This is a genomic window from Pseudomonas shiyinii (assembly GCF_056725765.1).
In genome coordinates, this window is sequence record NZ_CM161522.1 from 165,624 (window position 1) to 191,105 (window position 25,482).

Below are 25,482 nucleotides of genomic sequence, written 5' to 3' on the forward strand. Positions count from 1 at the left end.
CGGAGACCCTTGTAATGCCCGATCACGATGTACGCCTGCAACAACTGACCGCCTGGCTCGATGAACAGCTTGCCCACCTTTTCCATGACAACGCCTGGGGCGAAGTGCCCGCAGGCCGCCTGACCGCGGCCAGCAGCGACGCGAGCTTCCGCCGCTACTTCCGCTGGGAGGCCGCTGGCCACAGCTTCGTGATCATGGATGCGCCGCCGCCCCAGGAGAATTGCCGCCCGTTCGTCGAGATCGATCATCTGCTGGCCAGCGCCGGCGTGCATGTCCCCACTATCCACGCCCAGGACCTGGAACGTGGCTTCCTGCTGCTGGGTGACCTGGGGCACAAGACCTACCTGGAAATCATCGATGCCGACAACGCCGATCCGTTGTTCGCTGATGCCATCGAAGCCTTGCTCGCGTTCCAGCGCTTGCCGATGAGCGCGCCGCTGCCCAGCTACGACAACGCCTTGCTGCGCCGCGAAGTGGAGCTGTTCCCGGAGTGGTACGTAGGGCGGGAGCTGGGCCTGGCCTTCACCGAGGCGCAGCAGGCGAGCTGGCAACGTGTCAGCCAGTTGCTGATCGACAGCGCCCTGGCCCAGCCCAAGGTGCTGGTGCACCGCGACTACATGCCACGCAACCTGATGCAGAGCGAGCCGAACCCTGGCGTGCTGGACTTCCAGGATGCCGTGTACGGCCCGGTGACCTATGACATCACCTGCCTGTTCAAGGACGCCTTCGTCAGTTGGCCCCAGGCGCGTGTCGAAGGCTGGCTGCGCGACTATTGGCAAAAAGCGCGCGCGGCCGGTATCCCTGTCCAGTCCGATTTCGAGGACTTCCACCGCGCCAGCGACCTCATGGGCGTGCAGCGCCATCTCAAGGTGATCGGGATCTTCGCCCGCATCTGCCACCGTGACGGCAAGCCCCGCTATCTGTCCGACGTGCCACGCTTCTTCGCCTACATCGACGAGGTCATCAGCCGCCGCCCCGAGTTGGCCGAGCTGGGCCAGCTGATCGCCGAGCTCCAAGCCGGAGCTCGTCCATGAAGGCGATGATCCTGGCGGCGGGCAAGGGCGAACGCATGCGCCCTCTGACCTTGCACACGCCCAAGCCGTTGGTGCCGGTGGCTGGCCAGCCGTTGATCGAGTACCACCTGCAGGCCCTGGCCCGAGCAGGCTTCACCGAGGTGGTGATCAACCATGCCTGGCTTGGCCAGCAGATCGAAGACCATCTGGGCGATGGCGCCCGCTTTGGCCTGAGCATCCGCTATTCGCCAGAAGGCGAGCCGCTGGAAACCGGTGGCGGTATCTTCAAGGCCCTGCCGTTGCTGGGGGATGCCCCGTTCCTGCTGGTCAATGGCGATATTTGGACCGACTACGACTTCGCCCGGTTGCGCGCACCGTTGGCCGGCCTTGCCCACCTCGTGCTGGTGGACAACCCAGGCCATCACGGGCGGGGCGATTTCCGCCTGGCCGGCGAGCAGGTCGTGGACGGCGACGATGCGCCCGGGACCCTGACCTTCAGCGGCATCTCGGTACTCGATCCCGCCCTGTTCGACGGTTGCCAGCCCGGCGCCTTCAAGCTGGCGCCCCTGCTGCGCCAGGCCATGAGCCAGGGGCAGGTCACTGGCGAGCACCATGCGGGCCATTGGGTCGATGTCGGCACCCTCGAGCGCCTGGCCGAGGTCGAGCGCCTGATCGTCGGGCGCGCCTGAGATGTGGTGGCCGAGCACAGTGATTGGGGCCGGCGCCGGTTTCGCCATCGCCAGCATTCCCGGCGCACTGCTTGGCGCCTTGCTTGGCCAGGCCATGGACCGGCGTCTGCGCCTGCAGAGCTGGGACGATGTGCGCGAACGCCTGGGCGGGCGCCCGGCGTTGCGGGACGAGGAGCTGTTGTTCGTGTTGCTCGGGCGCCTGGCGAAAAGCGATGGCCGGGTCGTCGAGGGGCATATCCAGCAGGCCCGCCAGGAAATGACCCGGTTGGCCATGACCGAGCCCGCGAGGCTGCGAGCGATCGCCGCGTTCAACCGCGGCAAGTCGGGCAAGGATCGGTTGGGGCGTTACCTGCAACGGATCAGGCTGCAACCCCATGCGGCCGAAGGCACCTTGCGCGCCTGCTGCCGGATGGCCTGGGCGGACGGCAAGGCCGGTACCCGTGAGCGCGAGCTGCTGTTGAAATGGGGCCGCGAGCTGGGGCTGACCCGGACCCAGGTCCTTGGCCTGGCGCTGGAATACGAGCCGCGAAAAGCGCTTCCGGAACGCGGGGTAATGACCTATTCGGCGGCCTTGCGCCTGCTTGGCATCGAGGCGGACACCGACATCGACCAGGTGAAGCAGGCGTATCGGCGTTTGGTCAGCAAGCACCACCCGGACAAGCTGGCCGGCAGCGGTGCCAGCGAGGCGCGGGTGCGTGAAGCTACCGAGCGCACCCGCGAGCTGCACCAGGCGTACGCCATGGTTCGTAAACGGCGGGGGCTCTAGGCTAATGCCAGTCAGTTAAGCCTTATCGGCTGCATTTGGGGCTGCTCCGCCGCCCATCGCCGGCAAGCCGGCTCCCACAGGTTCCGCGGTGTCTACAACAGCAGCGCAGGGCAGGTGGGAGCCGGCTTGCCGGCGATGGGGCCTTAACTGACAGGCAGTCGGCTCTAGGCGTACTTTATTCCTGCGGCATCAACCATCCGCGTACCCGTCGGAACAGCTGTTCCTGTGTGGCCGCTGCATTGCCCGGCGTGGCGATCAGCGACAACTGCCGGTAGGGGGCGTTCTTCTGCCGCTTGCTCGCCTGCAGGCGCAGCTCGGCGGCGCGTCGGTCGCGCGGCAGGGTGCTGTAGTAGATGTCGGCAGTGGGCACCTTGAGCGTCGGCGTCAGGCTTTCGAGGTCGTGCTCGACCCTTGCCGGCGTTTGCGCCGCGACCATCACCAGTTTCTGCACTTGCGGTGGTTGCCGCTCGCTCAGGTAGCGTGCCGCCCAATAGGCGCCGCTGCCATGGCCGATCAGCACGATGCTGCGCGCCTCGTGCTGCTGGGCATAGGCCACGGCGGCATCGAGGCGGGCGAAGATGCGTTCGGCATCGGCCTGGTCGTTCTGTTCGCTGGCGTCCTTGGCGTCGGTACTTTCGGCCGTGTCGGCATCGGGCGCGGTGGCCTGGGCGACGTTGGCGTTGGCATCTTCCGGGGTGTCCTTGGCCGGAGCCGCCTCGCCCTTGCCTTTGTCAGGCTGGGCCTGTGGCGTATTGTCGAGCCGTGGCTGCGGGCTGTCGGAGACCAGGTCCGGAAGGCTCACGCTCAGGCTGTGCCAGCCGACATCGGGAAACTTGCGGCGCAGCGGGCCGACCGCATTGGGCCAGTCGGCATTCTCGCCGGCCCCTGGAACGATGATCACGGCCCCCTTGGGGTCGCTGTCGTTGGCCGGTTTCCACAGGGCCAGGAAGCTGTCGGCGCCGGCCTGCAAGTTTTGCTGTTCAGCCTTGGGCACCGTGCGTTCGAGCGCCTGGGCGTCTTCCTGGCTGCGTTCTGCCAGGGGCGGGCGGGGTGCAGGGGCGGTGGCCGATTCTTCGGCAGGTTGGGTTGCTGGCGCGTCGGCGGCCTGTGTGCCGAGCGGCAAGAGCGAAGCCAGGCAGAACACTGCCAGCGTCGTGCGATAAAGTGTGAACATGGATCTACCCAAGGCCAGAGTGATACCGGCAGCCTAATAGTATTTGTCCGTGACGGCCATGCATGATGGCCGCCCTTGCCAAGACGAGCGTATAGATGAAGCGAGTGCGTCGCCTGTTGGTTATCGGCTGGATGTTGCTGCCCTTGATCGCGTTGGCCCGGCCCGAGCCTGCGCCTTCGGTGGTGCTCGAGCCGGCCCAGCAGCAATGGCTGGACAGCCATCGCAGCCTGCGGGTCGGCCTGGTGCTGCAAGCGCCCTACGCCCAGTTCGATCGGCGCCTGCAACAGCTCTATGGGGCCAACGTGGAATTGGTGACCCAGCTTGCACGCGCCCTGGAGCTGGACCTTACCTGGCGCAACTTCTCCGATCAGGCCGCTCTGGAGCAGGCCCTGCGCGCCGGCGAAGTCGATTTCGCCCCGGGCCTTACGCAAACCCCGGCCAGCCTGCGCCTGTGGTCGTTCAGCGACCCCTATATGCGCGTGCCCCAATTGGTGGTCGGGCTGCGCACCGGGGCGCTGGCGGTCGAGCTGGAAAAGCTCGGCGTCAACGACCGGGTCGCGGTGCGCATGCCCAGTGCCTTGGCCGACTACCTGCGAGCCAACTACAGCAACCTGAACCTGCAGGGTGTGCCCAGCGAGCGCCAGGCCCTGCAACTGGTGCTGGGCGGCCAGGCCAGCTATGCGGTGCTGGACGAGGCAAGGCTCAGTGGCTTGTCCCGGGAGAGCGAGTTCGGCGACCTGGCCGTGGTTGGCGATATCGGCTTGCCGCAATTGCTGCGCATCGGCTCGCGGCGCGACTGGCCGATGCTGGCCGACATCCTGGAGCAAGGCCTGCAGGCCATTCCCGCCAAGGCGCTGGAGCAACTGCACCAGCGCTGGTTGCAGCCCAAGTACCCACGCCTGGGCGATACCGCGGGCTTCTGGCGCAACCTTGCGCTGCTGTTCGGCCTGTTGCTGATCTGCGCCCTGGCCACGCTGCTGTGGCAGCGCCGGCAGCAGCACCAGCTGGAGCGTCACCTGCTGACCGCACGGGAGAACCTGGTGGAACGCCAGGCCCGGGAGGAAGCGCTGCGCCTTAGCCAGTTCTCGATCGACCAGAGCACGGTCGGCATCCTCTGGGTCAACTGGGACAGCCATGTGCGCTACGCCAACCATGCGGCCGAACGCATGCTCGGCCGTGGCGAGGGTGAATTGCTCGACCGCCCGCTGATCGATTTCGAACCGAACCTGCACATGGACCGCTGGCTGGAGCTGTGGAAGCGGGTCCGCAGCGGTGATGGCAGTGCCGAGCAGTTCGAGACCCAGTGCCTGCACAGCGACGGCAGCCTGCTGCCGGTGGAGCTGTCGCTGAGCTTCCTGCGCTTTCGCGACGCCGAATACCTGGTGGTGTTCCTCACCGATGTCACCGAGCGCCGCCGCGCCCTGGCGGCCTTGCGCGAGAGCGACGCGCGGCTCAAGGGGATTGCTGGCAACGTGCCGGGGCTGGTATTTCGCCTGGAGCGTGACCCGGCCGAGGGTGACCTGGAGTTCCCGTACATCAGTGAGGGCAGCGAGGCATTGGTGGGTTACACGCCCGCGCAGATCCAGCAGCCCGACATGGGCTTGCGCAACCTCGTGCATCCGCAGGATCGCGCCGACTATCACCGGGTCCAGGACCTGGCCCTGGCCACTGACCAGGATTGGTCCTGGCAGGGCCGGATCCTCACGCGCCAGGGCGAGCAGCGCTGGGCCGACATCAAGGCCAGTACGCGGCGGCTGGCCGACGGCCGCGTGGTCTGGGACGGCATTGTCTGGGACATCACCCAGAGCAAGCGGGTCGAGCTCGAACTGGCGCGTTCCCAAGAGCAGTTGCGCGAACTCTCGGCGCACCTTGAGAGCGTGCGCGAGGAGGAAAAGGCCCGCATTGCTCGGGAGGTGCACGATGAGTTGGGGCAGATGCTCACCGTGCTCAAGCTCGAAGTCTCGATGTGCGAACTGGCCTATGCCGAGCTGGACCCGGGCCTGAACGAGCGGCTGGCCAGCATGAAGCGCCTGATCGCCCAGCTGTTCCAGTTGGTGCGTGATGTCGCCACCGCCCTGCGCCCACCGATCCTCGACGCGGGCATCGCTTCGGCCATCGAATGGCAAGCGCGACGCTTCGAGGCGCGTACCCAGATTCCTTGCCTGGTGCAGGTGCCGGATCACCTACCGGCGTTGAGCGACGCCAAGGCCACCGGGTTGTTCCGCATTCTTCAGGAGGCGTTGACCAACGTGATGCGCCATGCTCAGGCGCATACCGTGCAGATCGAGCTGGCCTGCGAGGCGGACCACCTGCGTATGACCGTCATCGACGATGGCGTGGGGTTTGCGCGTGACCAGGCAAGGCCGACCTCGTTCGGCCTGGTGGGGGTGCGTGAGCGTGTGCTGATGCTCGGTGGCAGCATGGAGCTGGACAGCGAGCCGGGTGAAGGTTGTAGCCTGAGTGTGACCATTGCGTTGGGGTAGGGGAGAGCGATCGTGATACGTGTGTTAGTGGCCGAAGACCACACCATTGTCCGCGAGGGCATCAAGCAGTTGATCGGCCTGGCCAAGGACATGCAGGTAGTGGGTGAGGCCGGCAATGGCGAACAGCTGCTCGAGGCCTTGCGCCAGGCGCCGTGTGAGGTGGTGTTGCTGGACATCTCCATGCCAGGGGTGAACGGCCTGGAGGCGATCCCGCGGATCCGCGCCCTGCACAACCCGCCGGCGATCCTGATGCTGTCGATGCACGATGAGGCGCAGATGGCCGCCCGGGCCCTCAAGGCCGGTGCCGCGGGCTACGCCACCAAGGACAGCGACCCGGCCCTGTTGCTGACCGCCATCCGCCGGGTGGCCAGCGGTGGGCGCTATATCGACCCCGCCCTGGCCGATCGCATGGTCTTCGAGGTCGGCCTGACCGAGACCCGGCCGCTGCACACGCTGTTGTCGGAGCGCGAGTTCTCGGTGTTCGAGCGCCTGGCCCAGGGCGCCAACGTCAATGACATCGCCCAGCAGCTGGCGCTGTCGAGCAAGACCATCAGTACCCACAAGGCGCGGCTGATGCAGAAGCTCAAGGTCAATTCGCTGGCGGAGTTGGTGAAATACGCGATGGAGCACAAGCTGGTGTGATTACGACATCCGTGCCCAGGCGCCGGTCTCCTGTGGGAGATCACCCAGCCCTGCGCACAGACCAGCCCCATGTGTTGGGGCTTGTCCCGCGATTGGGCCTGGCCCGATACCATCGCCTGGCAAGGGCTTCGCCCTTGATCGCGGGGCAAGCCCGCTCCTACAAAGAGTCCGCAAAATCCAACGGTTATGAGTTGTTCTATGAGCGCGGGCCGTTCGGGGCCTACGTGTCTTTATCCGAATGCGTCACGCGTGTAGGGCGTTCCCTACAGCAAATCTTCCATCCGGATGATGGCATTCTCTCAGTACCCCCGATTTCCGGGGGGCTTGTAGCTGCTCTACGCTTTGCCTACGCAGTCATTCCAATAAGAAGGTGCAGGCATGAGCGAGGCGAATTCGAACGCTGGCGAGACACTGGTCAGCTTCCGCGGTGTACAGAAGAGCTACGATGGCGAATCGCTGATCGTCAAGGACCTCAACCTGGACATCCGCAAGGGCGAGTTCCTCACCTTGCTCGGCCCGTCCGGCTCGGGCAAGACCACCAGCCTGATGATGCTCGCCGGTTTCGAGACCCCCACCGCCGGTGAGATCCAGCTGGCCGGGCGTTCGATCAACAACGTGCCGCCGCACAAGCGCGACATCGGCATGGTGTTCCAGAACTACGCGCTATTCCCACACATGACCGTGGCGGAGAACCTGGCTTTCCCCCTGAGCGTGCGCAACCTCAGCAAGACCGACATCAGCGAGCGGGTCAAACGGGTGCTGGCCATGGTCCAGCTCGATGCCTTCGCCAAGCGCTACCCAGGCCAGCTTTCTGGTGGCCAGCAGCAGCGTGTGGCCCTGGCCCGCGCCCTGGTGTTCGAACCCCAGCTGGTGTTGATGGACGAGCCGCTCGGCGCCCTCGACAAGCAACTGCGCGAACACATGCAGATGGAGATCAAGCACATCCACCAGCGCCTGGGCGTGACCGTGGTGTACGTGACCCACGACCAGGGCGAGGCGCTGACCATGTCCGACCGGGTGGCGGTATTCCACCAGGGCGAGATCCAGCAGATCGCCGACCCGCGCACCCTCTACGAAGAACCACGCAACACCTTCGTCGCCAACTTCATTGGCGAGAACAACCGTTTGAACGGCACCTTGCTGATGCGCGACGGTGATCGCTGCCAGGTCCAGCTGCCCCGTGGGGAGCGGGTCGAGGCCCTGGCAGTGAATGTCGGCCAGGCCGGTGAGCCGGTGACCTTGTCGATCCGCCCCGAGCGCGTGCGCCTCAATGGCCACAGCGAACGCTGCGTCAATCGCTTCTCCGGGCGAGTCGCCGAGTTCATCTACCTGGGCGACCACGTGCGGGTACGCCTGGAGGTGTGCGGCAAGGGCGACTTCTTCGTGAAGCAGCCGATCGCCGAACTCGACCCGGCCCTGGCCGTGGGCGACGTGGTACCGCTTGGCTGGGAGGTGGAGCACGCCCGCGCGCTCGATCCGATTGCCGAAGCCCATTGAAGGTTTGCTTCACCAACCCTGAACTGTGGAGAGAACAATAATGCACAAGCAGTTGAAACTGACCGCCCTGGCCCTCGGCCTGTTCGTTGCCGGCCAAGCCCTGGCCGCGGACCTGACCGTGGTGTCCTTCGGCGGTGCCAACAAGGCCGCCCAGGTCAAGGCGTTCTACGAGCCATGGGAGAAGGCGGGCAAGGGCAAGATCGTCGCCGGCGAGTACAACGGAGAAATGGCCAAGGTCAAGGCCATGGTCGACACCAACAGCGTGTCCTGGAACCTGGTGGAAGTGGAGTCGCCGGAACTGGCCCGCGGTTGCGACGAGGGCATGTTCGAAGAACTCGACCCGGCGCTGTTCGGCAACGAGGCCGACTATGTGCCGGGCGCCATCCAGCCCTGCGGTGTAGGCTTCTTTGTCTGGTCCACTGTGCTGGCCTACAACGCCGACAAGCTCAAGACCGCCCCGACCAGCTGGGCCGATTTCTGGGACACCAAGCAGTTCCCAGGCAAGCGCGGCCTGCGCAAGGGCGCCAAGTACACCCTTGAATTCGCCCTGATGGCCGACGGTGTGGCACCGAAGGACGTGTACAAGGTACTGGCCACCAAAGAGGGCCAGGACCGCGCCTTCAAGAAACTCGACCAGATCAAGCCGAGCATCCAGTGGTGGGAAGCCGGTGCCCAGCCGCCCCAATACCTGGCCTCGGGTGACGTGGTCATGAGTTCGGCCTACAACGGCCGGATCGCGGCGGTGCAGAAGGAAAGCAACCTCAAGGTGGTGTGGAACGGCGGTATCTACGACTTCGACGCCTGGGCCATCCCGAAAGGCGCGAAGGATGTCGAAGAGGCGAAGAAATTCATCGCCTTCAGCGTGCAGCCCGAGCAGCAGAAGACCTACTCCGAGAACATTGCCTACGGCCCGGCCAACGCCAAGGCGGTCAGCCTGCTGTCGGACGCGGTGAAGAAGGATATGCCGACCACGCCTGAGAACATCGCCAACCAGGTGCAGATCGACGTGGCCTTCTGGGCCGACAACAGCGAGCAGCTGGAGCAACGCTTCAACGCCTGGGCGGCGAAGAGGTAGAGGTCCGATAGATGGGGCCGCGCCTTGGCCCATCGCCGGCAAGCCGGCTCCCACGGGTAAGGCGTCGAACCTGAGGGTTGCACTGTTCCTGTGGGAGCCGGCTTGCCGGCGATGGGCTGCACAGAGCAGCCCCAACGTAATACCAACTGCTGGCAGTGCGCTGTCGCCGTCGATCAGGCGGCAGCGCTCCCCCGTTTCTTAGTTTTCCCGGAGTTCGCCATGGCCATTGCAGTGCCCCTGAACGAAGGCGCAGGTAAAAGCCTCAAGCAGCGCCTCAAGCACGCCGAGCGGGTCAACCGTTGGAAGGCGCAGGCGTTGATCGCGCCGCTGGCGCTGTTCCTGCTGCTGGTGTTCCTGGTGCCGATCGCGGCACTGTTGTACAAGAGCGTCGGCAACCCTGAGGTGGTGACCGGCCTGCCGCGCACCGTCCAGGCCATCACCCAGTGGGATGGCAAGGGCCTGCCGGGCGAGGACGTGTACAAGGTGCTCAGCGAGGACCTGGCCGAATCGCGCAAGAAACAGACCCTGGGCGATCTCTCCAAGCGCCTGAACATGGAGCTGGCCGGCTACCGCAGCCTGTTGGCCAAGACTGCCCGGGCATTGCCGTTCAAGGCCAAGCCCGCTTCCTACAAAGATGCCTTGCAGGCGCTCGACGAGCGCTGGGGCGACCCAGCCTACTGGCAGGCGATCCGCCGCAACACCAGCACGGTCACGCCCTTCTACCTGCTGGCGGCACTGGATCACCGCATCGATGACCTGGGCGAGGTGGCCAAGGCGACCCCTGACCAGTCCATCTACCTGGACATCTTCACCCGTACCCTGTGGATGGGCGTGGTGATCACAGCGATCTGCCTGGTACTGGCCTACCCGTTGGCCTACCTGCTGGCCAACCTGCCGACTCGGCAGAGCAACCTGCTGATGATCCTGGTGCTGTTGCCGTTCTGGACATCGATCCTGGTGCGCGTGGCGGCGTGGATCGTGCTGTTGCAGTCGGGCGGCCTGATCAACAGCGCACTGATGGCCATGGGCATCATCGACGAGCCACTGGAGCTGGTGTTCAACCGGACCGGCGTATACATCTCGATGGTCCATATCCTGCTGCCCTTCATGATCCTGCCGCTGTACAGCGTGATGAAGGGGATTTCGCCCAGCTACATGCGTGCAGCGATTTCCCTGGGTTGTCACCCGTTCGCCAGCTTCTGGCGGGTGTACTTCCCGCAGACCTACGCCGGTGTCGGTGCCGGCTGCCTGCTGGTGTTCATCCTGGCCATCGGCTACTACATCACCCCGGCATTGCTGGGCAGCCCGAACGACCAGATGGTCAGCTACTTCGTCGCCTTCTATACCAACACCAGCATCAACTGGGGCATGGCCACCGCGCTGGGTGGGCTGTTGCTGCTGGCGACCGTGCTGCTGTACCTGATCTATAGCTGGCTGGTCGGTGCCAGCCGCCTGCGCCTGAGCTGAGGAGCCCTTGTCATGCTGAGCCCTTACATGTCGCCCGTGGAGCGGGTCTGGTTCTACAGCCTGCGCATCCTCTGTGGCCTGATCCTGTTGTTCCTGGTACTCCCGGTGCTGGTGATCGTGCCGCTGTCCTTCAACAGCGGCAGCTTCCTGGTGTACCCGTTGCAGGGCTTTTCGCTGCAGTGGTACCAGGACTTCTTCGCCTCGGCCGAATGGATGCGGGCGTTGAAGAACAGCATCATCGTCGCGCCGGCAGCCACCTTGCTGGCCATGGTCTTCGGTACCCTGGCCGCCATCGGCTTGACCCGAGGTGACTTCCCCGGCAAGTCGCTGGTGATGGCCCTGGTGATTTCGCCCATGGTGGTGCCGGTGGTGATCATCGGCGTGGCCAGCTACCTGTTCTTTGCCCCGCTGGGCATGGGCAACAGCTTCATTTCGTTGATCCTGGTACATGCGGTGCTGGGCGTGCCGTTCGTCATCATCACCGTGTCGGCGACCTTGCAGGGCTTCAATTACAACCTGGTGCGGGCGGCAGCCAGCCTGGGCGCTTCGCCGCTGCTGACCTTCCGTCGGGTGACCTTGCCGCTGATCGCCCCGGGGGTGATCTCGGGGGCGCTGTTCGCCTTCGCCACTTCGTTCGACGAAGTGGTGGTGACGCTGTTCCTCGCCGGCCCCGAGCAGGCGACCCTGCCACGGCAGATGTTCAGCGGCATTCGCGAGAACCTGAGCCCGACCATCGCCGCGGCGGCGACCTTGCTGATCGCGTTTTCGGTGATCCTGCTGCTGACCCTGGAATGGTTGCGCGGGCGTAGCGAGAAGCTGCGGACCCAGCAGCCGACCTGATCGTGGGTATCGACACCGAACTTGTGGGAGCGGGCTTGCCCCGCGAATGCGGCAGTGAAGCCAACATCGCAATCGCGGGACAAGCCCGCTCCTACAGGTTCGGTGCTGGCGAGCGGTCGAATTGATACCAATCAGCCCTCATCCGCCTCCCTGAGTTACAATGCGCGCCACCGTGATTTCTGCCAACAGGTGCGCCATGCAGCCCTACGCTATTGCTCCCTCCATCCTCTCCGCCGATTTCGCCCGCCTGGGCGAGGACGTCGACAAGGTACTGGCCGCCGGGGCCGACATCGTTCACTTCGATGTGATGGACAACCACTACGTACCCAACCTGACCATCGGCCCGATGGTCTGCAGCGCCCTGCGCAAGTACGGCGTGACCGCACCGATCGACGTGCACCTGATGGTCAGCCCGGTCGATCGCATCATCGGTGACTTCATCGAGGCTGGCGCCACCTACATCACCTTCCACCCGGAAGCTTCCCAGCACATCGACCGCTCCTTGCAACTGATCCGCGACGGTGGCTGCAAGGCCGGCCTGGTGTTCAACCCGGCTACCAGCCTGGATGCGCTTAAATACGTGATGGACAAGGTCGACATGGTCCTGCTGATGAGCGTCAACCCAGGGTTCGGCGGGCAGAAGTTCATCCCCGGCACCCTCGACAAGCTGCGCGAAGCCCGTGCCTTGATCGACGCCAGCGGCCGCGATATCCGCCTGGAGATCGATGGCGGCGTCAACGTCAACAACATTCGTGAGATCGCTGCCGCCGGTGCCGATACCTTCGTGGCCGGTTCGGCGATCTTCAATGCGCCGGACTACCAGGAAGTCATCGCCAAGATGCGCGCCGAGCTGGCCCAGGCTCGCCCATGAGCGGCTTCGAGCAGCTGTTCCCGGGAGCGCTGCCCAGGCTGGTGATGTTCGATCTGGATGGCACCCTGATCGATTCGGTCCCTGACTTGGCTGCTGCCGTGGATCGTATGCTGCTCCAGTTGGGGCGCCCGCCCGCGGGCCTGGAGGCCGTGCGCCACTGGGTCGGCAACGGTGCCCAGGTCCTGGTCCGGCGTGCTCTGGCCGGTGGGCTGGACCACGATGCGGTCGACGACGAGCTGGCCGAACAGGGCCTGGCGCTGTTCATGGAAGCCTATGGCGAAAGCCACGACCTGACGGTGGTCTACCCTGGGGTGCGCGATACCTTGCGCTGGTTGCGCAAGCAGGGTGTGGAAATGGCGCTGATCACCAACAAGCCCGAGCGCTTCGTCGGTCCGTTGCTGGACCAGATGAAGATCGGCCGCTATTTCCGCTGGATCATCGGCGGCGACACCCTGCCACAGAAAAAGCCCGACCCGGCTGCGCTGCTGTTCGTCATGAAGATGGCCGGCGTACGCCCCGAGCAGTCGCTGTTCGTGGGGGACTCGCGCAGCGATGTACTGGCGGCCAAGGCGGCCGGGGTCAAGTGCGTGGGGCTGACCTACGGCTACAACCATGGGCGTCCGATCCATGAAGAATCGCCTAGCCTGGTCATCGACGACCTGCGCGCCCTGTTGCCAGGTTGCTTACTCCCGGCCACTGGGATAACGTTGGCGGACCTTCAGGCCTCACAAGACAGAGAGTCCACCGTGGCGGTTACCGGCAAATTCTGGATGAAAGTCATCAAGGCCCTGGCCCGTTGGCGCTGGCGCGCCTGACTCCTGCCCGCCGGCGCCTGCCGGCCCGTCCGCTTGCCCGACCCTATTGCTGCTTGCCACGAGGCTACCCATGACCCGCGAAGAATTCCTGCGCCTGGCCGCTGCCGGCTATAACCGCATTCCCCTGGCCTGTGAAACCCTGGCCGACTTCGACACACCGCTGTCGATCTACCTGAAGCTGGCCGACCAGCCCAATTCCTACCTGCTCGAGTCTGTGCAGGGCGGCGAGAAGTGGGGCCGTTATTCGATGATCGGCCTGCCGTCGCGCACCGTGCTGCGGGTGCATGGCTACCAGGCGAGCATCCTGCAGGATGGCGAGCAGGTGGAAAGCCACGAGGTGGAAGACCCCCTGGCCTTCGTCGAAGCCTTCAAGGACCGCTACAAGGTGGCCGACATTCCAGGCCTGCCGCGTTTCAACGGCGGCCTGGTCGGTTACTTTGGCTATGACTGCGTGCGCTATGTGGAAAAGCGCCTGGGGGCTTGCCCGAACCCGGACCCGCTGGGTGTGCCGGATATCCTGCTGATGGTCTCCGACGCTGTGGTGGTGTTCGACAACCTGGCCGGCAAGATGCACGCCATCGTGCTGGTCGACCCGGCCCAGGAGCAGGCCTACGAACAGGGCCAGGCCCGCTTGCAGGGCCTGCTGGCCAAGCTGCGCGAGCCGATCACCCCGCGCCGTGGCCTGGATCTGAGCGGCCCGCTCGCCGCGGAGCCGGCATTTCGCTCCAGCTATACCCGCGCGGACTATGAGAACGCGGTGGGGCGCATCAAGGAATACATCCTGGCCGGCGACTGCATGCAGGTGGTGCCGTCCCAGCGCATGTCCATCGACTTCAAGGCCGCGCCGATCGACCTGTACCGTGCCTTGCGTTGCTTCAACCCGACGCCGTACATGTACTTCTTCAACTTCGGCGATTTCCATGTGGTCGGCAGCTCCCCAGAGGTGCTGGTGCGGGTCGAGGACAACCTGGTCACCGTGCGACCGATCGCCGGTACTCGCCCGCGTGGCGCGACCGAGGAAGCCGACCGGGCGCTGGAAGACGACCTGCTGTCGGACGACAAGGAAATCGCCGAGCACCTGATGCTCATCGACCTGGGGCGCAACGATGTGGGCCGGGTGTCGTCCACCGGCAGCGTGCGCTTGACCGAGAAGATGGTCATCGAGCGCTACTCCAACGTCATGCACATCGTCTCCAACGTCACCGGCCAACTGCGCGAAGGGCTGACCGCGATGGACGCGCTGCGCGCGATCCTGCCAGCTGGCACCCTGTCGGGAGCGCCGAAGATCCGTGCCATGGAGATCATCGACGAGCTGGAGCCGGTCAAGCGTGGCGTCTACGGGGGGGCGGTGGGCTACTTTGCCTGGAACGGCAACATGGATACCGCCATTGCCATCCGTACTGCGGTGATCAAGGACGGCGAGCTGCATGTGCAGGCCGGTGGCGGTATCGTGGCCGATTCGGTGCCGGCGTTGGAATGGGAAGAAACCATCAACAAGCGTCGGGCGATGTTCCGCGCGGTGGCCCTGGCGGAGCAGACACCGGCCAAATAAGCCTTTGATCCACGGCTGCTGAGCAGCCCATCGCCGGCAAGCCGGCTCCCACAGGTTGGAGAACTGCGAAAACCTGTGTGAGCTGGCTTGCCAGCGATTGGGCCGGCCCGGGTTGGCCTAGAAATCCAGGCTCAACGCCAGGCTCACGCCTTGCTGGGTCACGTCATCACTCTTGCGCCAGTTGTAGTTCCCACGCACATGCACCCCTGCCACCAGCTCATGGGTCAGCCCCAGGCTGGCCCGCGTCAGGTTGCTGTCTGGCGTATAGCCTGTGAGCGTGAAGTCGTGGGCCGGCAGGCTGGTCAAGTGCATGGTCAGGTCTTGGCGATCATCTTCGAACTCGTGCTCGCGAGCGACTTCGCCGAACAGCCGGGTGCCGGCCGTGAACTGGTACCCGCCTTGCAGGCCAAGCCCCAGGCGCCGCGAAGTCCGTTCCTGGTCATCGAAGGCCAGGGCCGTGGAGCGCCCGCTTTTCTCTTCGTAACCATCGACCTTGACCCGTGCATAATCGGCGCTGACGAAAGGTGACAGCTGCCAGGCGCTGTGCTCGGTCGCCAGGTTGTAGCCCAGCCGACCGGTGAGCGCCCAGGCTTCGCCATCGGTGTCGCCTTTCTCGCTGCGCTCGCCGGCGCCGAGCGCGAAGGTGCGCTTGAGGTCGTGATAGTCCAGGTGCCCGGCGGTCAAGGCCGCATCTCCCCACCAACGGCCCTGGCGATACTGGGCGAATACCGTGGCGAGGTAGCTGTCGAGCTTGTAGTCCGAGTCGTGCGCGCCGGCTTCGAGTTTTTGCCGGTTCACGCCTGCGGCCAGGCCGATGCGCCAGGCGTCGTCGAGCCGGTAGCTGCCGCCCAGAGTCAGGTTGTAGCCACGGCCATCACCGCTGGCGCCGCTGCGCTGGCCGTCGAAGTCCAAATCCTGTGCCCCCGTGGCGACGAACGGTTGCCATTGGCCAACCGCCTGCCAAGGGGCCTGCCATTGGTTGCGCAGTTCGTCCTGGTGGGCGCGCAGGTTGCCGTGGGCCATTTCCGGCAGCAGCGTCAGTTCCCAGGGTGCGGCCAGGATCGAATAGCCATAGTCGGCGATCAGTTGCTGGCCGGCGATGGTTGGGTGCACCGAGTCGTTGAACAGCAGCTTGGTCGGGTCCGGCGCGGTGCCGTTGGCGCCATACACTGGGTTGCCCACGCAGCCTTCGCCGCTGTAGCAGGTGCCGACCAGGTTCTGGTCGGTCGCCAGGCCGAACTCGGCGGGGCTCGCCAGAGCTTCCTGGAGCAGCATCGGGATGTTCAGCGGGATGATCTGGGCGTCGATCTGCCCGAGTTGGCTCAACAACGACTGGTTGAATACACCGGACAATTGCGACAGCGGGCCCTCCAGCGGCGTGCCGCTGTAGTTGGGTGTCTGGCCCAGGTCCGGCAGCAGCCAGACCATGATGTAACGTGCGCCTCCCTGTTGCAGTGCCTGGGCGCTTGCCGCCAGGCGCCCACCTGCGGCTGCAGCGTCAGCCGGCGTGTTGACCAGACCTTGGAGGAAATCGTTGCCGCCGCCGGTCAGGTAGTACAAGGCGTTGGGGTCGGCGAACTTGCCATTGGCCAGGTAGCCGTCGCGTTCGCGCAATACCAGGCCCGCCCCTGGGCGGCCTGGTGGGATGACGGTGCGTGAGGTGTCGGTGATCGAGTCGAGTATCTGCTGCGTGGTGTAGCCGCCGACGGCCCAGTTGTTGCCGTCGGGCCGGGTACCGATGGACGTGGAGGGATTCAGCTCCTCGGGCGCGACTCCCAGGCGGCTGCCGAGGATCATCGGCGTGACCGGCGCATAGCTGCCATCGGCGTTGCGGTTGGTGAAGCGCAGGCCGAACTGCCCGGCATCGCTGAGGCTATCGCCGAACACGATCATCGAGGAGTAGGGCGAAGGTGCCGCCATGGCGTAGCTGCAGGAAAGGGCCAGCAAGCCCAACAAGGAGCGAAGAAAGGGTGGTTTTTGCATGGAGGAAGATCCTTTTCATTGTTTTTATCAGGACAAGCCGATTGACCTTAGCAAACCTGTGGTCATTCTTCCCGAGTGGATTCGTTTCGCCGTGTTTACGGGCATATTGCACCCGCCGTCCCGGTAGGCTACTGTGCCGTGACGTATGAGCGAGACCTAATCCTGTGTTGATCGTCAGCAAACTCTTGATGCGCGTTATCAAGGCCCACGCCCGTTGGCGTTGGCGCGCCTGACTTTATCTCCTGCCGGCCAGCCCGGCCCGTCCCCGTTTGCCTCCCAGCTGTTTCACCGAGCGCACCCCGCGCGATAGCCCGCCTTTGCGTCCGGCGCTGGAAGGTTCGAATTCAAAGTCAGTAGATTCAAGAGGTTCAACCCGATGTTACTGATGATCGACAATTACGACTCCTTCACCTACAACGTCGTTCAATACCTGGGCGAGCTGGGTGCCGAGGTCAAGGTCATTCGCAACGATGAAATGACCATCGCCCAGATCGAAGCCCTCAACCCCGAGCGCATCGTGGTTTCTCCCGGGCCCTGCACACCGAGCGAGGCGGGCGTCTCCATCGAGGCCATCCTGCATTTTGCCGGCAAGCTGCCGATCCTCGGCGTGTGCCTTGGGCACCAGTCCATCGGCCAGGCTTTCGGCGGTGACGTGGTACGTGCCCGCCAGGTGATGCACGGCAAGACTAGCCCGGTCCACCATCGCGACCTGGGTGTGTTCGCTGGGCTCAACAACCCGCTCACCGTGACCCGCTACCATTCCCTGGTGGTCAAGCGCGACACCCTGCCCGACTGCCTGGAAATGACGGCCTGGACCGCCCATGCCGACGGCTCGGTCGACGAGATCATGGGCTTGCGCCACAAGACGCTGAACATCGAGGGGGTGCAGTTCCACCCCGAATCGATCCTCACCGAGCAGGGGCACGAACTGTTCGCCAACTTCCTCAAGCAGACCGGCGGCCGCCGCTAAGGATCGAACATGGATATCAAGAGCGCGCTGGGCCGTATCGTCGGCCACCTGGACCTCACCACCGAGGAAATGCGCGACGTCATGCGCCAGATCATGACCGGCCAGTGCAGCGAGGCACAGATCGGTGCCTTCCTGATGGGCATGCGCATGAAGAGCGAGAGCATCGACGAGATCGTCGGCGCCGTGTCGGTGATGCGTGAGCTGGCCGACAAGGTCGAGCTCAAGACCCTGGACGGTGTCGTCGACATCGTCGGTACCGGCGGCGACGGTGCCAATATCTTCAACGTTTCCACCGCGTCGTCCTTCGTCCTGGCGGCAGCGGGTTGCACCGTGGCCAAGCACGGCAATCGCGCGGTATCCGGCAAGAGCGGCAGTGCCGACCTGCTGGAGGCGGCCGGTATCTACCTGAACCTGACTCCGGTCCAGGTCGCCCGCTGTATCGACAGCCTGGGGATCGGCTTCATGTTCGCCCAGACCCACCACAGCGCCATGAAGCACGCCGCTGGCCCACGCCGTGACCTGGGGTTGCGCACCCTGTTCAACATGCTTGGCCCGCTTACGAATCCGGCCGGTGTGAAGCACCAGGTGGTCGGGGTGTTCACCCAGGCCTTGTGCCGTCCCTTGGCCGAAGTGTTGCAGCGCCTGGGCAGCAAGCATGTGCTGGTGGTGCATTCCAAGGACGGCCTGGACGAGTTCAGCCTCGCCGCGCCGACCTTCGTGGCCGAACTGAAGAATGACCAGATCACCGAATACTGGGTCGAGCCCGAAGACCTTGGCATGAAGAGCCAGAGCCTGCATGGCCTGGCCGTCGAGGGGCCGCAGGCTTCGCTGGAGCTGATCCGCGATGCGCTTGGCCGGCGCAAGACCGAGAACGGCCAGAAGGCTGCCGAAATGATCGTGCTCAACGCCGGTGCGGCCCTGTATGCCGCCGATCATGCGATGACCCTCAAGGGGGGCGTCGAGCTGGCCCATGACGTGCTGCACACTGGCCTTGCCTGGGAGAAGCTGCAGGAGCTGGGTGCCTTTACCGCCGTATTCAAGCAGGAGAACGAAGCATGAGCGTGCCGACGGTGCTGGAGAAGATCCTTGCCCGCAAGGTCGAGGAAGTGGCCGAGCGCAGTGCCCGGGTCAGCCTGGCCGAGGTCGAGCGCCTGGCCAAGGCGGCCGATGCGCCGCGTGGCTTTGCCCAGGCGTTGATCGAACAGGCCAAGCGCAAGCAGCCGGCGGTGATCGCCGAGATCAAGAAGGCTTCGCCCAGCAAGGGGGTGATCCGCGAGCATTTCGTGCCCGCCGACATCGCGGTCAGCTACGAGAAAGGTGGGGCGACCTGCCTGTCGGTGCTGACCGATGTGGACTACTTCCAGGGTGGCGATGCCTACCTGCAACAGGCCCGCGCCGCCTGCGCGCTACCGGTGATCCGCAAGGATTTCCTGATCGACCCGTACCAGGTCGTGGAAGCCCGCGCCCTGGGCGCCGACTGTGTGTTGCTCATCGTCGCCGCGCTGGATGACGTGCGCATGGCTGAGCTGGCGGCCACCGCCAAGGACGTCGGCCTCGACGTGCTGGTGGAAGTGCATGACGGTGACGAGCTGGAGCGCGCCCTGAACACCCTCGATACACCGCTGGTGGGGGTGAACAACCGTAACCTGCACACCTTCGAGGTCAGCCTGGAAACCACCCTCGACCTGCTGCCACGCATCCCCCGTGACCGGCTGGCCATCACCGAGAGCGGCATCCTCAATCGCGCCGACGTGGAGCTGATGGAGATCAACGAGGTGTACTCGTTCCTGGTGGGTGAGGCGTTCATGCGTGCCGAGCAGCCGGGGCTGGAGTTGCAGCGTTTGTTCTTCCCTGAGCGTGCGGTGAAGACCGTAGGTCAGGCATTGGACTGATCGAATCGAAAGCCGGCGTAATGCCGAATGCCTGTCAGTCAAGGCCCCATCGCCGGCAAGCCGGCTCCCACCTGTCCTGCGCTGCTGTTGTAGACACCGCGGAACCTGTGGGAGCCGGCTTGCCGGCGATGGGCTGCGAAGCAGCCCCAAATGCAGCCGATAAGACTTAACTGACTGGCGTTAGCGTAATGCCGGCTTTTTTGAAGCGGATTTACCCGCGAAAGGCTCAGTGACAACAACATTAGGTGGATCAATGAGCGACCAACCCCTGGCCCTCACCGTTGAACAGGGCCTGCACGCCGAGCAGGACCTGCTGGCCGCCGTCTGCCGCGGCGAACGCGATTCCGGCGTATTGTTCTGGCGCCCCACCGACCATGCCCTGGTGATGCCACGACGCATGAGCCGCCTGGACAACTTCGAAGCCGCCTGTGCGGAGCTGGCGATTGCAGGGTGGCCGGTGCTGCTGCGTGAAACCGGCGGTGAGCCGGTGCCACAGTCCCACGCCACGGTGAATGTGGCGCTGGTCTATGTGGCGCCCCGCAGCGAGGGCGATCATGGTCGCATCGAAAACGCCTATGAGCGTTTGTGCCTGCCATTGTGCGACGTGCTGCGCGAGTGGGGCGGCGTGGCGTCGGTCGGGGAGATCGATGGTGCGTTCTGTGATGGGCGGTACAACGTCAACCTCAATGGCCGCAAGCTGGTCGGCACCGCCCAGCGCTGGCGCCAGGGCCTGGGCGGCAAGCGGGCAGTGGTGTTGGTGCACGGTGCGTTGTTGCTGGACAACGAACGTGAGTCGATGGTCGCGGCGGTCAATCGCTTCAATGAATGTTGCGGGCTGGAGCAGCGCTGCCGCGCCGACAGCCATATCGCCCTGCACGAGGTGGTGCCGCAGGCGCCCTGGTTCGAGCGCCTCAGCCAGGCCTATGCCGAGGTGATCGCGTCGATCCCGCGCGACTAGCGGGTGCCGTGGACCACCATGGTCTTGCCCTTGACCTGCACCAGGCTGCGTTCTTCGAGGTCCTTGAGGACGCGGCCGACCATCTCCCGTGAGCAACCGACGATACGTCCGATCTCCTGACGGGTGATCTTGATCTGCATGCCGTCCGGGTGGGTCATGGCGTCGGGTTGCTTGCACAGGTCCAGCAGGCAACGGGCGACACGCCCGGTGACATCGAAGAAGGCCAGGTCGCCGACCTTGCGTGTGGTGTTGCGCAGGCGCTGGGCCATCTGGCTGCCGAGGGCGTAGAGGATGTCCGGGTCGTGGCGGGCCAGGTCGCGGAACTTGTCGTAGCTGATCTCGGCCACTTCACATTCGGTCTTGGCGCGAACCCAGGCGCTGCGTTGTTGCGCCTGGCCTGCAGACTCGAACAGGCCCAGCTCGCCGAAGAAGTCGCCACTGTTGAGGTAGGCGATGATCATTTCATGGCCATCGTCATCTTCGATCAGGATGGTCACCGAGCCCTTGATGATGAACGACAGTGTCTCTGCCCGATCGCCTGCGCAGATGATGTTGCTCTTAGCGTTGTAGCGGCGTCGCTGGCAGTGGGCCAGCAGTTTGTCGATGTTCTTGATCTTGGCGGGCAGGGCTGGAGCAACCATCACGAAATCCTGTTCGATGCGACGCATGGGCTTTTTATAGGATGCTGGCCTCACGCGCCAGTCATTTGGCGTCAGCTTATCAGACGTTGCCCTTTGTATCGGCATGAAAGCGACGCGTCTTGAGCTTTTCCGACAGCGCCACAAGGACTAAGCTGACGGCCTTTTCTGAAATTTAGGGAGTCCAGATACATGAAGGCACGCATCCAGTGGGCCGGTGAAGCGATGTTCCTCGGCGAGTCGGGGAGCGGCCATGTCGTGGTCATGGACGGACCTCCTGAGGCGGGCGGGCGCAACCTGGGCGTGCGCCCGATGGAAATGCTGTTGCTCGGCCTGGGTGGCTGCAGCAGCTTCGACGTGGTCAGCATCCTGAAGAAGTCCCGCCAGGCCGTGGAAAGCTGTGAAGCCTTCCTGGAAGCCGAGCGCGCAAGCGAAGACCCCAAGGTGTTCACCAAGATCCACCTGAACTTCGTGGTCAAGGGGCGTGGGCTCAAGGAAGCCCAGGTCAAGCGTGCGGTGGAACTGTCGGCGGAGAAGTACTGCTCGGCGTCGATCATGCTCGATCGGGCCGGGGTGGAAATCACCCATGGCTATGAAATCGTCGAGCTGGGTTGAGCCGCCCTGCTAGCGCCGCACCTACAGGTGCGGCGCAAACCTTGGCCGGCCAGGGGCTTCAGTCACGCAGCGCCGGCAGTGCCTGGCGCAACCACCCGGGCAGCCACGCGCGCAGCGCCTGGCTCAGCTGTTCCCGACGCTTCTGGTAGGCCAGCCCCAGGCCGATCATGGCCAGGCCGATCAGCGTCAGCAGCACCGGGAACAGCAGCGAATCGGCGAAGACCTCATAGGAGAGGTAGCCCAGGTAGGCCGCCACGCCCATGGCACCAAAGACCATGAACACAGCCCGACGCAGCAGTACCGCCAGGCCCATCAGGCCAAGGTTGATCAGGCAGTAGAGCGCCTTGCCCAGCTCGCTGCCACTGTCCAGCAGTGTCAGCCCGCCCCAGAATGCGGCCAACCCGGCCAGGTAGCCCCAGCCGGCATAGTCCCGACGCGTACGGCCATCCACCACGATGAAGATCAGAAGCAACACCAGGCCGAACCACAGCGAGACGGTACGCCGCTGCTCCCAACTGAACGGCGAGCCATAGAACCATTCGCTCAGGTCCATCGACATGAACCACAAGGCCACGGCGATGGGCATGACGATGAAGGGGAAGGGCACCAGGCGCAGCATCACCAGGCCGGCGACCACCGTGGCGGCTTCCATCAGCACCCAGCCACCCTGCACATAGGTGTAGTACTGGTGATAGTCCGTCAGGTTGTCGTCAAGCGGCCACCAGCCTGCCAGGCGTTCGATGGCGAACACGGCCAGTGGCACGATGCTCACCGCGACCGCCGCCACCACACCGCCGGCGATGGGCTGCCCACGGCGCTGCAGGGCCAGCGCGAACGCGGTCAGCAGAGCGATATACGAAGTGGCGACGGCCAGCAGGGCCACATCACCAATACGCATCCAGGCTTCGGTGAGCAGCCAACCCATGGCGGCCATGATCAGCAAAGCGCCGAAATAGAATGCCACGTGGGCCAGCTGGAAAGTGCCGCGGCTTGGCGGTTGCTGGCGCAGGAAGCCGAGCAGGGCCTGGTCCTGGCCCGGCTTGAGGATGCCCGCTTCCACGGCGCGTGCCAGGTCCCTGGCGTCGAATCGTTCCGTCATCGATGGCGTCCTAGATGCGATAGGTGCTCTTGGTCATCACCTTGGCCATCAGGCTCATGCCCAGGCGGATCGGGGCCGGGAAGCGATAACCGCCGGCCTCGAGGGCCGACTCGGCGTGCTGTTCTTCGTCGACACGCATCTGTTCGAGAATGGCACGGGACTTTTCGTCTTCCTGGGGGATCTGTTCCAAGTGCTCATCCAGATGCTTGCACACCTGGTGTTCGGTAGCAGCGACGAAGCCCAGGCTGACCTTGTCGCTGACCAGGCCGGCGAGGGCGCCGATACCAAACGACATGCCATAGAACAGCGGGTTGAGCACGCTGGGGTGGCTGCCCAGCTGACGGATGCGCTGTTCGCACCAGGCCAGGTGGTCGACTTCTTCTTCGGCGGCATGCTCCATGGCCTTGCGCACTTGTGGCAGCTTGGCGGTCAGAGCCTGGCCCTGATAGAGCGCCTGGGCGCAGACTTCACCGGTATGGTTGATGCGCATCAGGCCGGCGACGTGGCGGGTCTGGCTTTCGTCCAGTTCCGCATCCGGCTGGATGATGGCCGGGGACGGGCGGGCGGGTTGGCCGCTGAAGGGCAGCAAGGTGCGCATGGCGGTATCGGCCTGCAGCAACAAGCGGTCGAGCGGCGAGTAGTGACGTTCGGTAGCCATCGGGCACCTCCGCTAGAGTGTGCCCGACAGTTTACCGCAATCGATGGGCAGGGGGATGCCCTGGATCAGCCCGGCGGCCAGTGCATCTGGCGCTGGCCGAGCACGTGCATGTGGATGTGGTAGACGGTCTGGCCGCCTTGCTCGTTGCAGTTCATGACCACGCGGAAGCCTTCCTCGCAGCCGAGCTCCTTGGCCAGGCGCTGCGCGGTGAACAGGATATGGCCGGCCAGGCCTTTGTCTTCTTCGGTCAGGTCGTTGAGGGTGCGGATGGGCTTTTTCGGGATGACCAGAAAATGCACCGGCGCCTGCGGGGCGATATCGTGGAAGGCCAGAACCTGGTCGTCCTCGTAGATGATCTTCGCCGGAATCTCCCGGTTGATGATCTTGGTGAAGATAGTCTCCACAGCACTTGCTCCATGGTGAGGGTCGGGCCGAGTGTACCCAGCGAGGCGACGCTCGCCCAGTGGCTATTGGAAGCCGACCGGGCAATAGCGGCGGTTGACCAGGCCGGCCAGCTTGCGCGCAAGCCAGCGTGGCATCACGCGTGGCAGCGCCGCCAGCCAGCGGTTGCGCCGGCCCGGGATGATCACGGCGCGATTCTTGTCCAGTGCACGCACGGTGTAGAGCGCCACTTCTTCAGGGCTCAGGCAGCGCGTGCTGCCTTCGAGGCGGGGAATGTGGCGGCGCGACGAGCGCACCGGGCCGGGGCACAGCACGGAAACCTTGATCCCGGTTCGCTTGAGTTCTTCGCGCAGCGCCTCGGAGAAACTCACCACATATGCTTTGCTGGCTGCATAGGCAGCCATCCAGGGGCCGGGCGCTGCGCTGGCCAGGGAGGCGACGTTGAGGATCTGCCCGCCACCCTGCACCGCCATCAGATTGCCGATGGCATGGCACAAGCGGCTCAGGGCAAGGATATTGACCTCGAGCAGATCCTGTTCATCTGCCCACTCATGGGCCAGGAAGGGACCGTAGGTACGCTGGGCCGCGCAATTGACCAGCAGGTCGATGCGCCGCTCGCCTTCCTCCAGCTCGAGCACGAAGCCCGACAGGCGCAGGGGCTGGCTCAGGTCGCAGGCGCGGAACAGGACTTCGACACCGAAGCGCTGGGTCAGCTCGATGGCCACTGGCTCCAGGGTTTCGCGGTGGCGAGCCACCAGGATCAGGTTGCGCCCGCGCCGTGCCAGTGCTTCCGCCAGGGCCAGGCCCAGGCCGCTGGAAGCTCCGGTGATCATGGCGTAACGGGTCATGCAAGGCTCCTGGGGGCTGAAGAGGGCGCCTAGTGTACAGCTTGGCCAGGGAAGGTGGTGCCTTTTGCTGGCACGGCTCGCCAGGCGCCAGGCCTAGTACGGACGGCTTCAGAAGGGCTTGACCACCACCAGGATCACGATGCCCAGCAGAAACAGTACCGGTACTTCGTTGAACCAGCGGTAGTACACATGGCTGCGCGTATTGCTGCCCGCGGCGAAGCGTTTGCGCTGGGCGCCGCACATGTGGTGGTAGACGGTCAGCAAGGCCACCAGGGTGAGCTTGGCGTGCAACCAGCCTTGGCTCAGCCAGCCGGGGTTGAGATACAGCATCCAGCCACCGAAGACATAGGTCGCGATCATGGCCGGATTCATGATGCCGCGGTACAGCTTGCGCTCCATGGTGATGAAGCGTTCCTGGCTGATGCTGTCCTGGCTCTGGGCGTGGTAGACGAACAGCCGAGGCAGGTAGAACAGCCCGGCGAACCAGCAGACGACACTGATGATGTGCAGGGCCTTGATCCATAGATAGAGCATT

Annotated in this window: 25 protein-coding genes; 17 read left to right on the forward strand and 8 right to left on the reverse strand. The window is 64.6% G+C overall.

Annotated features, from left to right (window positions below; translation table 11 throughout):
* Positions 1-14: 14 nt before the first annotated feature.
* From ACXHGZ_RS00765 to ACXHGZ_RS00775, 3 genes are read left to right on the forward strand one after another with little or no spacing between them, the layout of a single operon-like run.
* Positions 15-1,034 carry an aminoglycoside phosphotransferase family protein gene (locus tag ACXHGZ_RS00765; protein ID WP_480461945.1) on the forward strand — a complete coding sequence of 340 codons (1,020 nt, stop codon included), beginning with the start codon at positions 15-17 and terminating at the stop codon, positions 1,032-1,034.
* The gene (gene murU / locus ACXHGZ_RS00770; protein ID WP_480461946.1) at positions 1,031-1,702 is read left to right on the forward strand and encodes an N-acetylmuramate alpha-1-phosphate uridylyltransferase MurU; all 672 of its coding nucleotides are present in this window, start codon (positions 1,031-1,033) and stop codon (positions 1,700-1,702) included. The genes ACXHGZ_RS00765 and murU overlap by 4 nt, the downstream gene beginning before the upstream one ends.
* A gap of 1 nt (position 1,703) precedes the next feature.
* Positions 1,704-2,468, forward strand: coding sequence for a DnaJ domain-containing protein (locus ACXHGZ_RS00775; protein ID WP_480461948.1), 765 nt, complete (start codon positions 1,704-1,706; stop codon positions 2,466-2,468).
* A gap of 175 nt (positions 2,469-2,643) precedes the next feature.
* On the opposite strand, the gene ACXHGZ_RS00780 is transcribed toward ACXHGZ_RS00775, so the two are convergent.
* On the reverse strand, positions 2,644-3,642 hold the full coding sequence (locus tag ACXHGZ_RS00780) for an alpha/beta hydrolase family protein (protein WP_480461949.1): 999 nt from the start codon (positions 3,640-3,642) through the stop codon (positions 2,644-2,646).
* Between the two features lie 95 nt (positions 3,643-3,737).
* Here ACXHGZ_RS00780 and ACXHGZ_RS00785 point away from each other — a divergent pair, with 95 nt between their 5' ends.
* The 9 genes from ACXHGZ_RS00785 (at position 3,738) to trpE (ending at position 14,884) form a co-directional block, all read left to right on the forward strand.
* On the forward strand, positions 3,738-6,125 hold the full coding sequence (locus ACXHGZ_RS00785) for a PAS domain-containing sensor histidine kinase (protein WP_480461950.1): 2,388 nt from the start codon (positions 3,738-3,740) through the stop codon (positions 6,123-6,125).
* A 9-nt stretch (positions 6,126-6,134) separates the two neighbouring features.
* Positions 6,135-6,767, forward strand: coding sequence for a response regulator (locus ACXHGZ_RS00790; RefSeq protein ID WP_224459250.1), 633 nt, complete (start codon positions 6,135-6,137; stop codon positions 6,765-6,767).
* A 378-nt stretch (positions 6,768-7,145) separates the two neighbouring features.
* Positions 7,146-8,264 carry an ABC transporter ATP-binding protein gene (locus ACXHGZ_RS00795; RefSeq protein WP_084856160.1) on the forward strand — a complete coding sequence of 373 codons (1,119 nt, stop codon included), beginning with the start codon at positions 7,146-7,148 and terminating at the stop codon, positions 8,262-8,264.
* Between the two features lie 40 nt (positions 8,265-8,304).
* A complete protein-coding gene (locus tag ACXHGZ_RS00800; RefSeq protein WP_480461951.1) occupies positions 8,305-9,339 on the forward strand; it encodes an ABC transporter substrate-binding protein in 1,035 nt (344 codons plus the stop codon).
* 219 nt (positions 9,340-9,558) lie between these two features.
* On the forward strand, positions 9,559-10,806 hold the full coding sequence (locus ACXHGZ_RS00805; protein WP_480461952.1) for an ABC transporter permease: 1,248 nt from the start codon (positions 9,559-9,561) through the stop codon (positions 10,804-10,806).
* Positions 10,807-10,818: 12 nt separating this feature from the next.
* A complete protein-coding gene (locus ACXHGZ_RS00810) occupies positions 10,819-11,646 on the forward strand; it encodes an ABC transporter permease (RefSeq protein ID WP_480461954.1) in 828 nt (275 codons plus the stop codon).
* Positions 11,647-11,842: 196 nt separating this feature from the next.
* Positions 11,843-12,517, forward strand: coding sequence for a ribulose-phosphate 3-epimerase (gene rpe / locus ACXHGZ_RS00815; protein ID WP_133327269.1), 675 nt, complete (start codon positions 11,843-11,845; stop codon positions 12,515-12,517).
* Positions 12,514-13,332, forward strand: coding sequence for a phosphoglycolate phosphatase (locus ACXHGZ_RS00820; RefSeq protein WP_084856153.1), 819 nt, complete (start codon positions 12,514-12,516; stop codon positions 13,330-13,332). Before rpe ends, ACXHGZ_RS00820 begins: the two co-directional genes overlap by 4 nt.
* Before the next feature lie 70 nt (positions 13,333-13,402).
* Entirely contained in the window at positions 13,403-14,884 is a 1,482-nt protein-coding gene (gene trpE, locus ACXHGZ_RS00825) for an anthranilate synthase component I (protein WP_480461957.1), read from the forward strand.
* 117 nt (positions 14,885-15,001) lie between these two features.
* Here trpE and estP read toward each other — a convergent pair whose 3' ends face one another.
* Positions 15,002-16,867: an esterase EstP gene (gene estP, locus ACXHGZ_RS00830; RefSeq protein ID WP_480461958.1), complete on the reverse strand. Its 1,866-nt coding sequence runs from the start codon at positions 16,865-16,867 to the stop codon at positions 15,002-15,004.
* A 376-nt stretch (positions 16,868-17,243) separates the two neighbouring features.
* Here estP and ACXHGZ_RS00835 point away from each other — a divergent pair, with 376 nt between their 5' ends.
* The 4 genes from ACXHGZ_RS00835 to ACXHGZ_RS00850 all read left to right on the forward strand — a co-directional run bounded on the left by ACXHGZ_RS00835 (position 17,244) and on the right by ACXHGZ_RS00850 (position 20,687).
* Positions 17,244-17,837 (forward strand): aminodeoxychorismate/anthranilate synthase component II, encoded by a 594-nt coding sequence (locus ACXHGZ_RS00835; RefSeq protein WP_480461959.1) that lies wholly within the window; start codon positions 17,244-17,246, stop codon positions 17,835-17,837.
* A 9-nt stretch (positions 17,838-17,846) separates the two neighbouring features.
* Positions 17,847-18,896 carry an anthranilate phosphoribosyltransferase gene (gene trpD, locus ACXHGZ_RS00840; RefSeq protein WP_084856145.1) on the forward strand — a complete coding sequence of 350 codons (1,050 nt, stop codon included), beginning with the start codon at positions 17,847-17,849 and terminating at the stop codon, positions 18,894-18,896.
* Positions 18,893-19,729 carry an indole-3-glycerol phosphate synthase TrpC gene (gene trpC, locus ACXHGZ_RS00845; RefSeq protein WP_084856144.1) on the forward strand — a complete coding sequence of 279 codons (837 nt, stop codon included), beginning with the start codon at positions 18,893-18,895 and terminating at the stop codon, positions 19,727-19,729. The genes trpD and trpC overlap by 4 nt, the downstream gene beginning before the upstream one ends.
* A gap of 253 nt (positions 19,730-19,982) precedes the next feature.
* Positions 19,983-20,687: a lipoate--protein ligase family protein gene (locus tag ACXHGZ_RS00850; protein WP_480461961.1), complete on the forward strand. Its 705-nt coding sequence runs from the start codon at positions 19,983-19,985 to the stop codon at positions 20,685-20,687.
* Here ACXHGZ_RS00850 and crp read toward each other — a convergent pair.
* Positions 20,684-21,328 carry a cAMP-activated global transcriptional regulator CRP gene (gene crp, locus ACXHGZ_RS00855; RefSeq protein ID WP_224457741.1) on the reverse strand — a complete coding sequence of 215 codons (645 nt, stop codon included), beginning with the start codon at positions 21,326-21,328 and terminating at the stop codon, positions 20,684-20,686. The genes ACXHGZ_RS00850 and crp overlap by 4 nt on opposite strands.
* A 189-nt stretch (positions 21,329-21,517) precedes the next feature.
* Here crp and ACXHGZ_RS00860 point away from each other — a divergent pair, with 189 nt between their 5' ends.
* The gene (locus ACXHGZ_RS00860; RefSeq protein WP_028689009.1) at positions 21,518-21,940 is read left to right on the forward strand and encodes an OsmC family protein; all 423 of its coding nucleotides are present in this window, start codon (positions 21,518-21,520) and stop codon (positions 21,938-21,940) included.
* Positions 21,941-21,998: 58 nt separating this feature from the next.
* On the opposite strand, the gene ACXHGZ_RS00865 is transcribed toward ACXHGZ_RS00860, so the two are convergent.
* The 5 genes from ACXHGZ_RS00865 to hemJ all read right to left on the reverse strand — a co-directional run bounded on the left by ACXHGZ_RS00865 (position 21,999) and on the right by hemJ (position 25,481).
* Positions 21,999-23,039: a DUF2157 domain-containing protein gene (locus ACXHGZ_RS00865; protein ID WP_480461962.1), complete on the reverse strand. Its 1,041-nt coding sequence runs from the start codon at positions 23,037-23,039 to the stop codon at positions 21,999-22,001.
* Positions 23,040-23,049: 10 nt separating this feature from the next.
* Positions 23,050-23,697, reverse strand: a complete 648-nt coding sequence (gene coq7, locus ACXHGZ_RS00870; protein ID WP_084856139.1) for a 2-polyprenyl-3-methyl-6-methoxy-1,4-benzoquinone monooxygenase — start codon at positions 23,695-23,697, stop codon at positions 23,050-23,052.
* A gap of 65 nt (positions 23,698-23,762) precedes the next feature.
* Positions 23,763-24,101, reverse strand: coding sequence for a histidine triad nucleotide-binding protein (locus ACXHGZ_RS00875; protein WP_084856137.1), 339 nt, complete (start codon positions 24,099-24,101; stop codon positions 23,763-23,765).
* 63 nt (positions 24,102-24,164) lie between these two features.
* Entirely contained in the window at positions 24,165-24,947 is a 783-nt protein-coding gene (locus ACXHGZ_RS00880) for an SDR family NAD(P)-dependent oxidoreductase (protein ID WP_480461963.1), read from the reverse strand.
* Between the two features lie 108 nt (positions 24,948-25,055).
* Positions 25,056-25,481 (reverse strand): protoporphyrinogen oxidase HemJ, encoded by a 426-nt coding sequence (gene hemJ / locus ACXHGZ_RS00885; RefSeq protein ID WP_480461964.1) that lies wholly within the window; start codon positions 25,479-25,481, stop codon positions 25,056-25,058.
* Position 25,482: the final 1 nt, after the last annotated feature.

Coding starts and splice junctions, on each gene's coding strand:
- ACXHGZ_RS00865 (WP_480461962.1), bottom strand. CDS start 23,039: ATGACGGAACGATTCGACGCCAGGGACCTGGCACGCGCCGTGGAAGCG.
- ACXHGZ_RS00850 (WP_480461961.1), top strand. CDS start 19,983: ATGAGCGACCAACCCCTGGCCCTCACCGTTGAACAGGGCCTGCACGCC.
- ACXHGZ_RS00765 (WP_480461945.1), top strand. CDS start 15: ATGCCCGATCACGATGTACGCCTGCAACAACTGACCGCCTGGCTCGAT.
- ACXHGZ_RS00835 (WP_480461959.1), top strand. CDS start 17,244: ATGTTACTGATGATCGACAATTACGACTCCTTCACCTACAACGTCGTT.
- ACXHGZ_RS00880 (WP_480461963.1), bottom strand. CDS start 24,947: ATGACCCGTTACGCCATGATCACCGGAGCTTCCAGCGGCCTGGGCCTG.
- rpe (WP_133327269.1), top strand. CDS start 11,843: ATGCAGCCCTACGCTATTGCTCCCTCCATCCTCTCCGCCGATTTCGCC.
- ACXHGZ_RS00795 (WP_084856160.1), top strand. CDS start 7,146: ATGAGCGAGGCGAATTCGAACGCTGGCGAGACACTGGTCAGCTTCCGC.
- trpC (WP_084856144.1), top strand. CDS start 18,893: ATGAGCGTGCCGACGGTGCTGGAGAAGATCCTTGCCCGCAAGGTCGAG.
- trpD (WP_084856145.1), top strand. CDS start 17,847: ATGGATATCAAGAGCGCGCTGGGCCGTATCGTCGGCCACCTGGACCTC.
- ACXHGZ_RS00860 (WP_028689009.1), top strand. CDS start 21,518: ATGAAGGCACGCATCCAGTGGGCCGGTGAAGCGATGTTCCTCGGCGAG.
- ACXHGZ_RS00810 (WP_480461954.1), top strand. CDS start 10,819: ATGCTGAGCCCTTACATGTCGCCCGTGGAGCGGGTCTGGTTCTACAGC.
- ACXHGZ_RS00800 (WP_480461951.1), top strand. CDS start 8,305: ATGCACAAGCAGTTGAAACTGACCGCCCTGGCCCTCGGCCTGTTCGTT.
- ACXHGZ_RS00805 (WP_480461952.1), top strand. CDS start 9,559: ATGGCCATTGCAGTGCCCCTGAACGAAGGCGCAGGTAAAAGCCTCAAG.
- trpE (WP_480461957.1), top strand. CDS start 13,403: ATGACCCGCGAAGAATTCCTGCGCCTGGCCGCTGCCGGCTATAACCGC.
- coq7 (WP_084856139.1), bottom strand. CDS start 23,697: ATGGCTACCGAACGTCACTACTCGCCGCTCGACCGCTTGTTGCTGCAG.
- hemJ (WP_480461964.1), bottom strand. CDS start 25,481: ATGCTCTATCTATGGATCAAGGCCCTGCACATCATCAGTGTCGTCTGC.
- ACXHGZ_RS00785 (WP_480461950.1), top strand. CDS start 3,738: ATGAAGCGAGTGCGTCGCCTGTTGGTTATCGGCTGGATGTTGCTGCCC.
- estP (WP_480461958.1), bottom strand. CDS start 16,867: ATGCAAAAACCACCCTTTCTTCGCTCCTTGTTGGGCTTGCTGGCCCTT.
- ACXHGZ_RS00820 (WP_084856153.1), top strand. CDS start 12,514: ATGAGCGGCTTCGAGCAGCTGTTCCCGGGAGCGCTGCCCAGGCTGGTG.
- ACXHGZ_RS00775 (WP_480461948.1), top strand. CDS start 1,704: ATGTGGTGGCCGAGCACAGTGATTGGGGCCGGCGCCGGTTTCGCCATC.
- crp (WP_224457741.1), bottom strand. CDS start 21,328: ATGGTTGCTCCAGCCCTGCCCGCCAAGATCAAGAACATCGACAAACTG.
- ACXHGZ_RS00780 (WP_480461949.1), bottom strand. CDS start 3,642: ATGTTCACACTTTATCGCACGACGCTGGCAGTGTTCTGCCTGGCTTCG.
- murU (WP_480461946.1), top strand. CDS start 1,031: ATGAAGGCGATGATCCTGGCGGCGGGCAAGGGCGAACGCATGCGCCCT.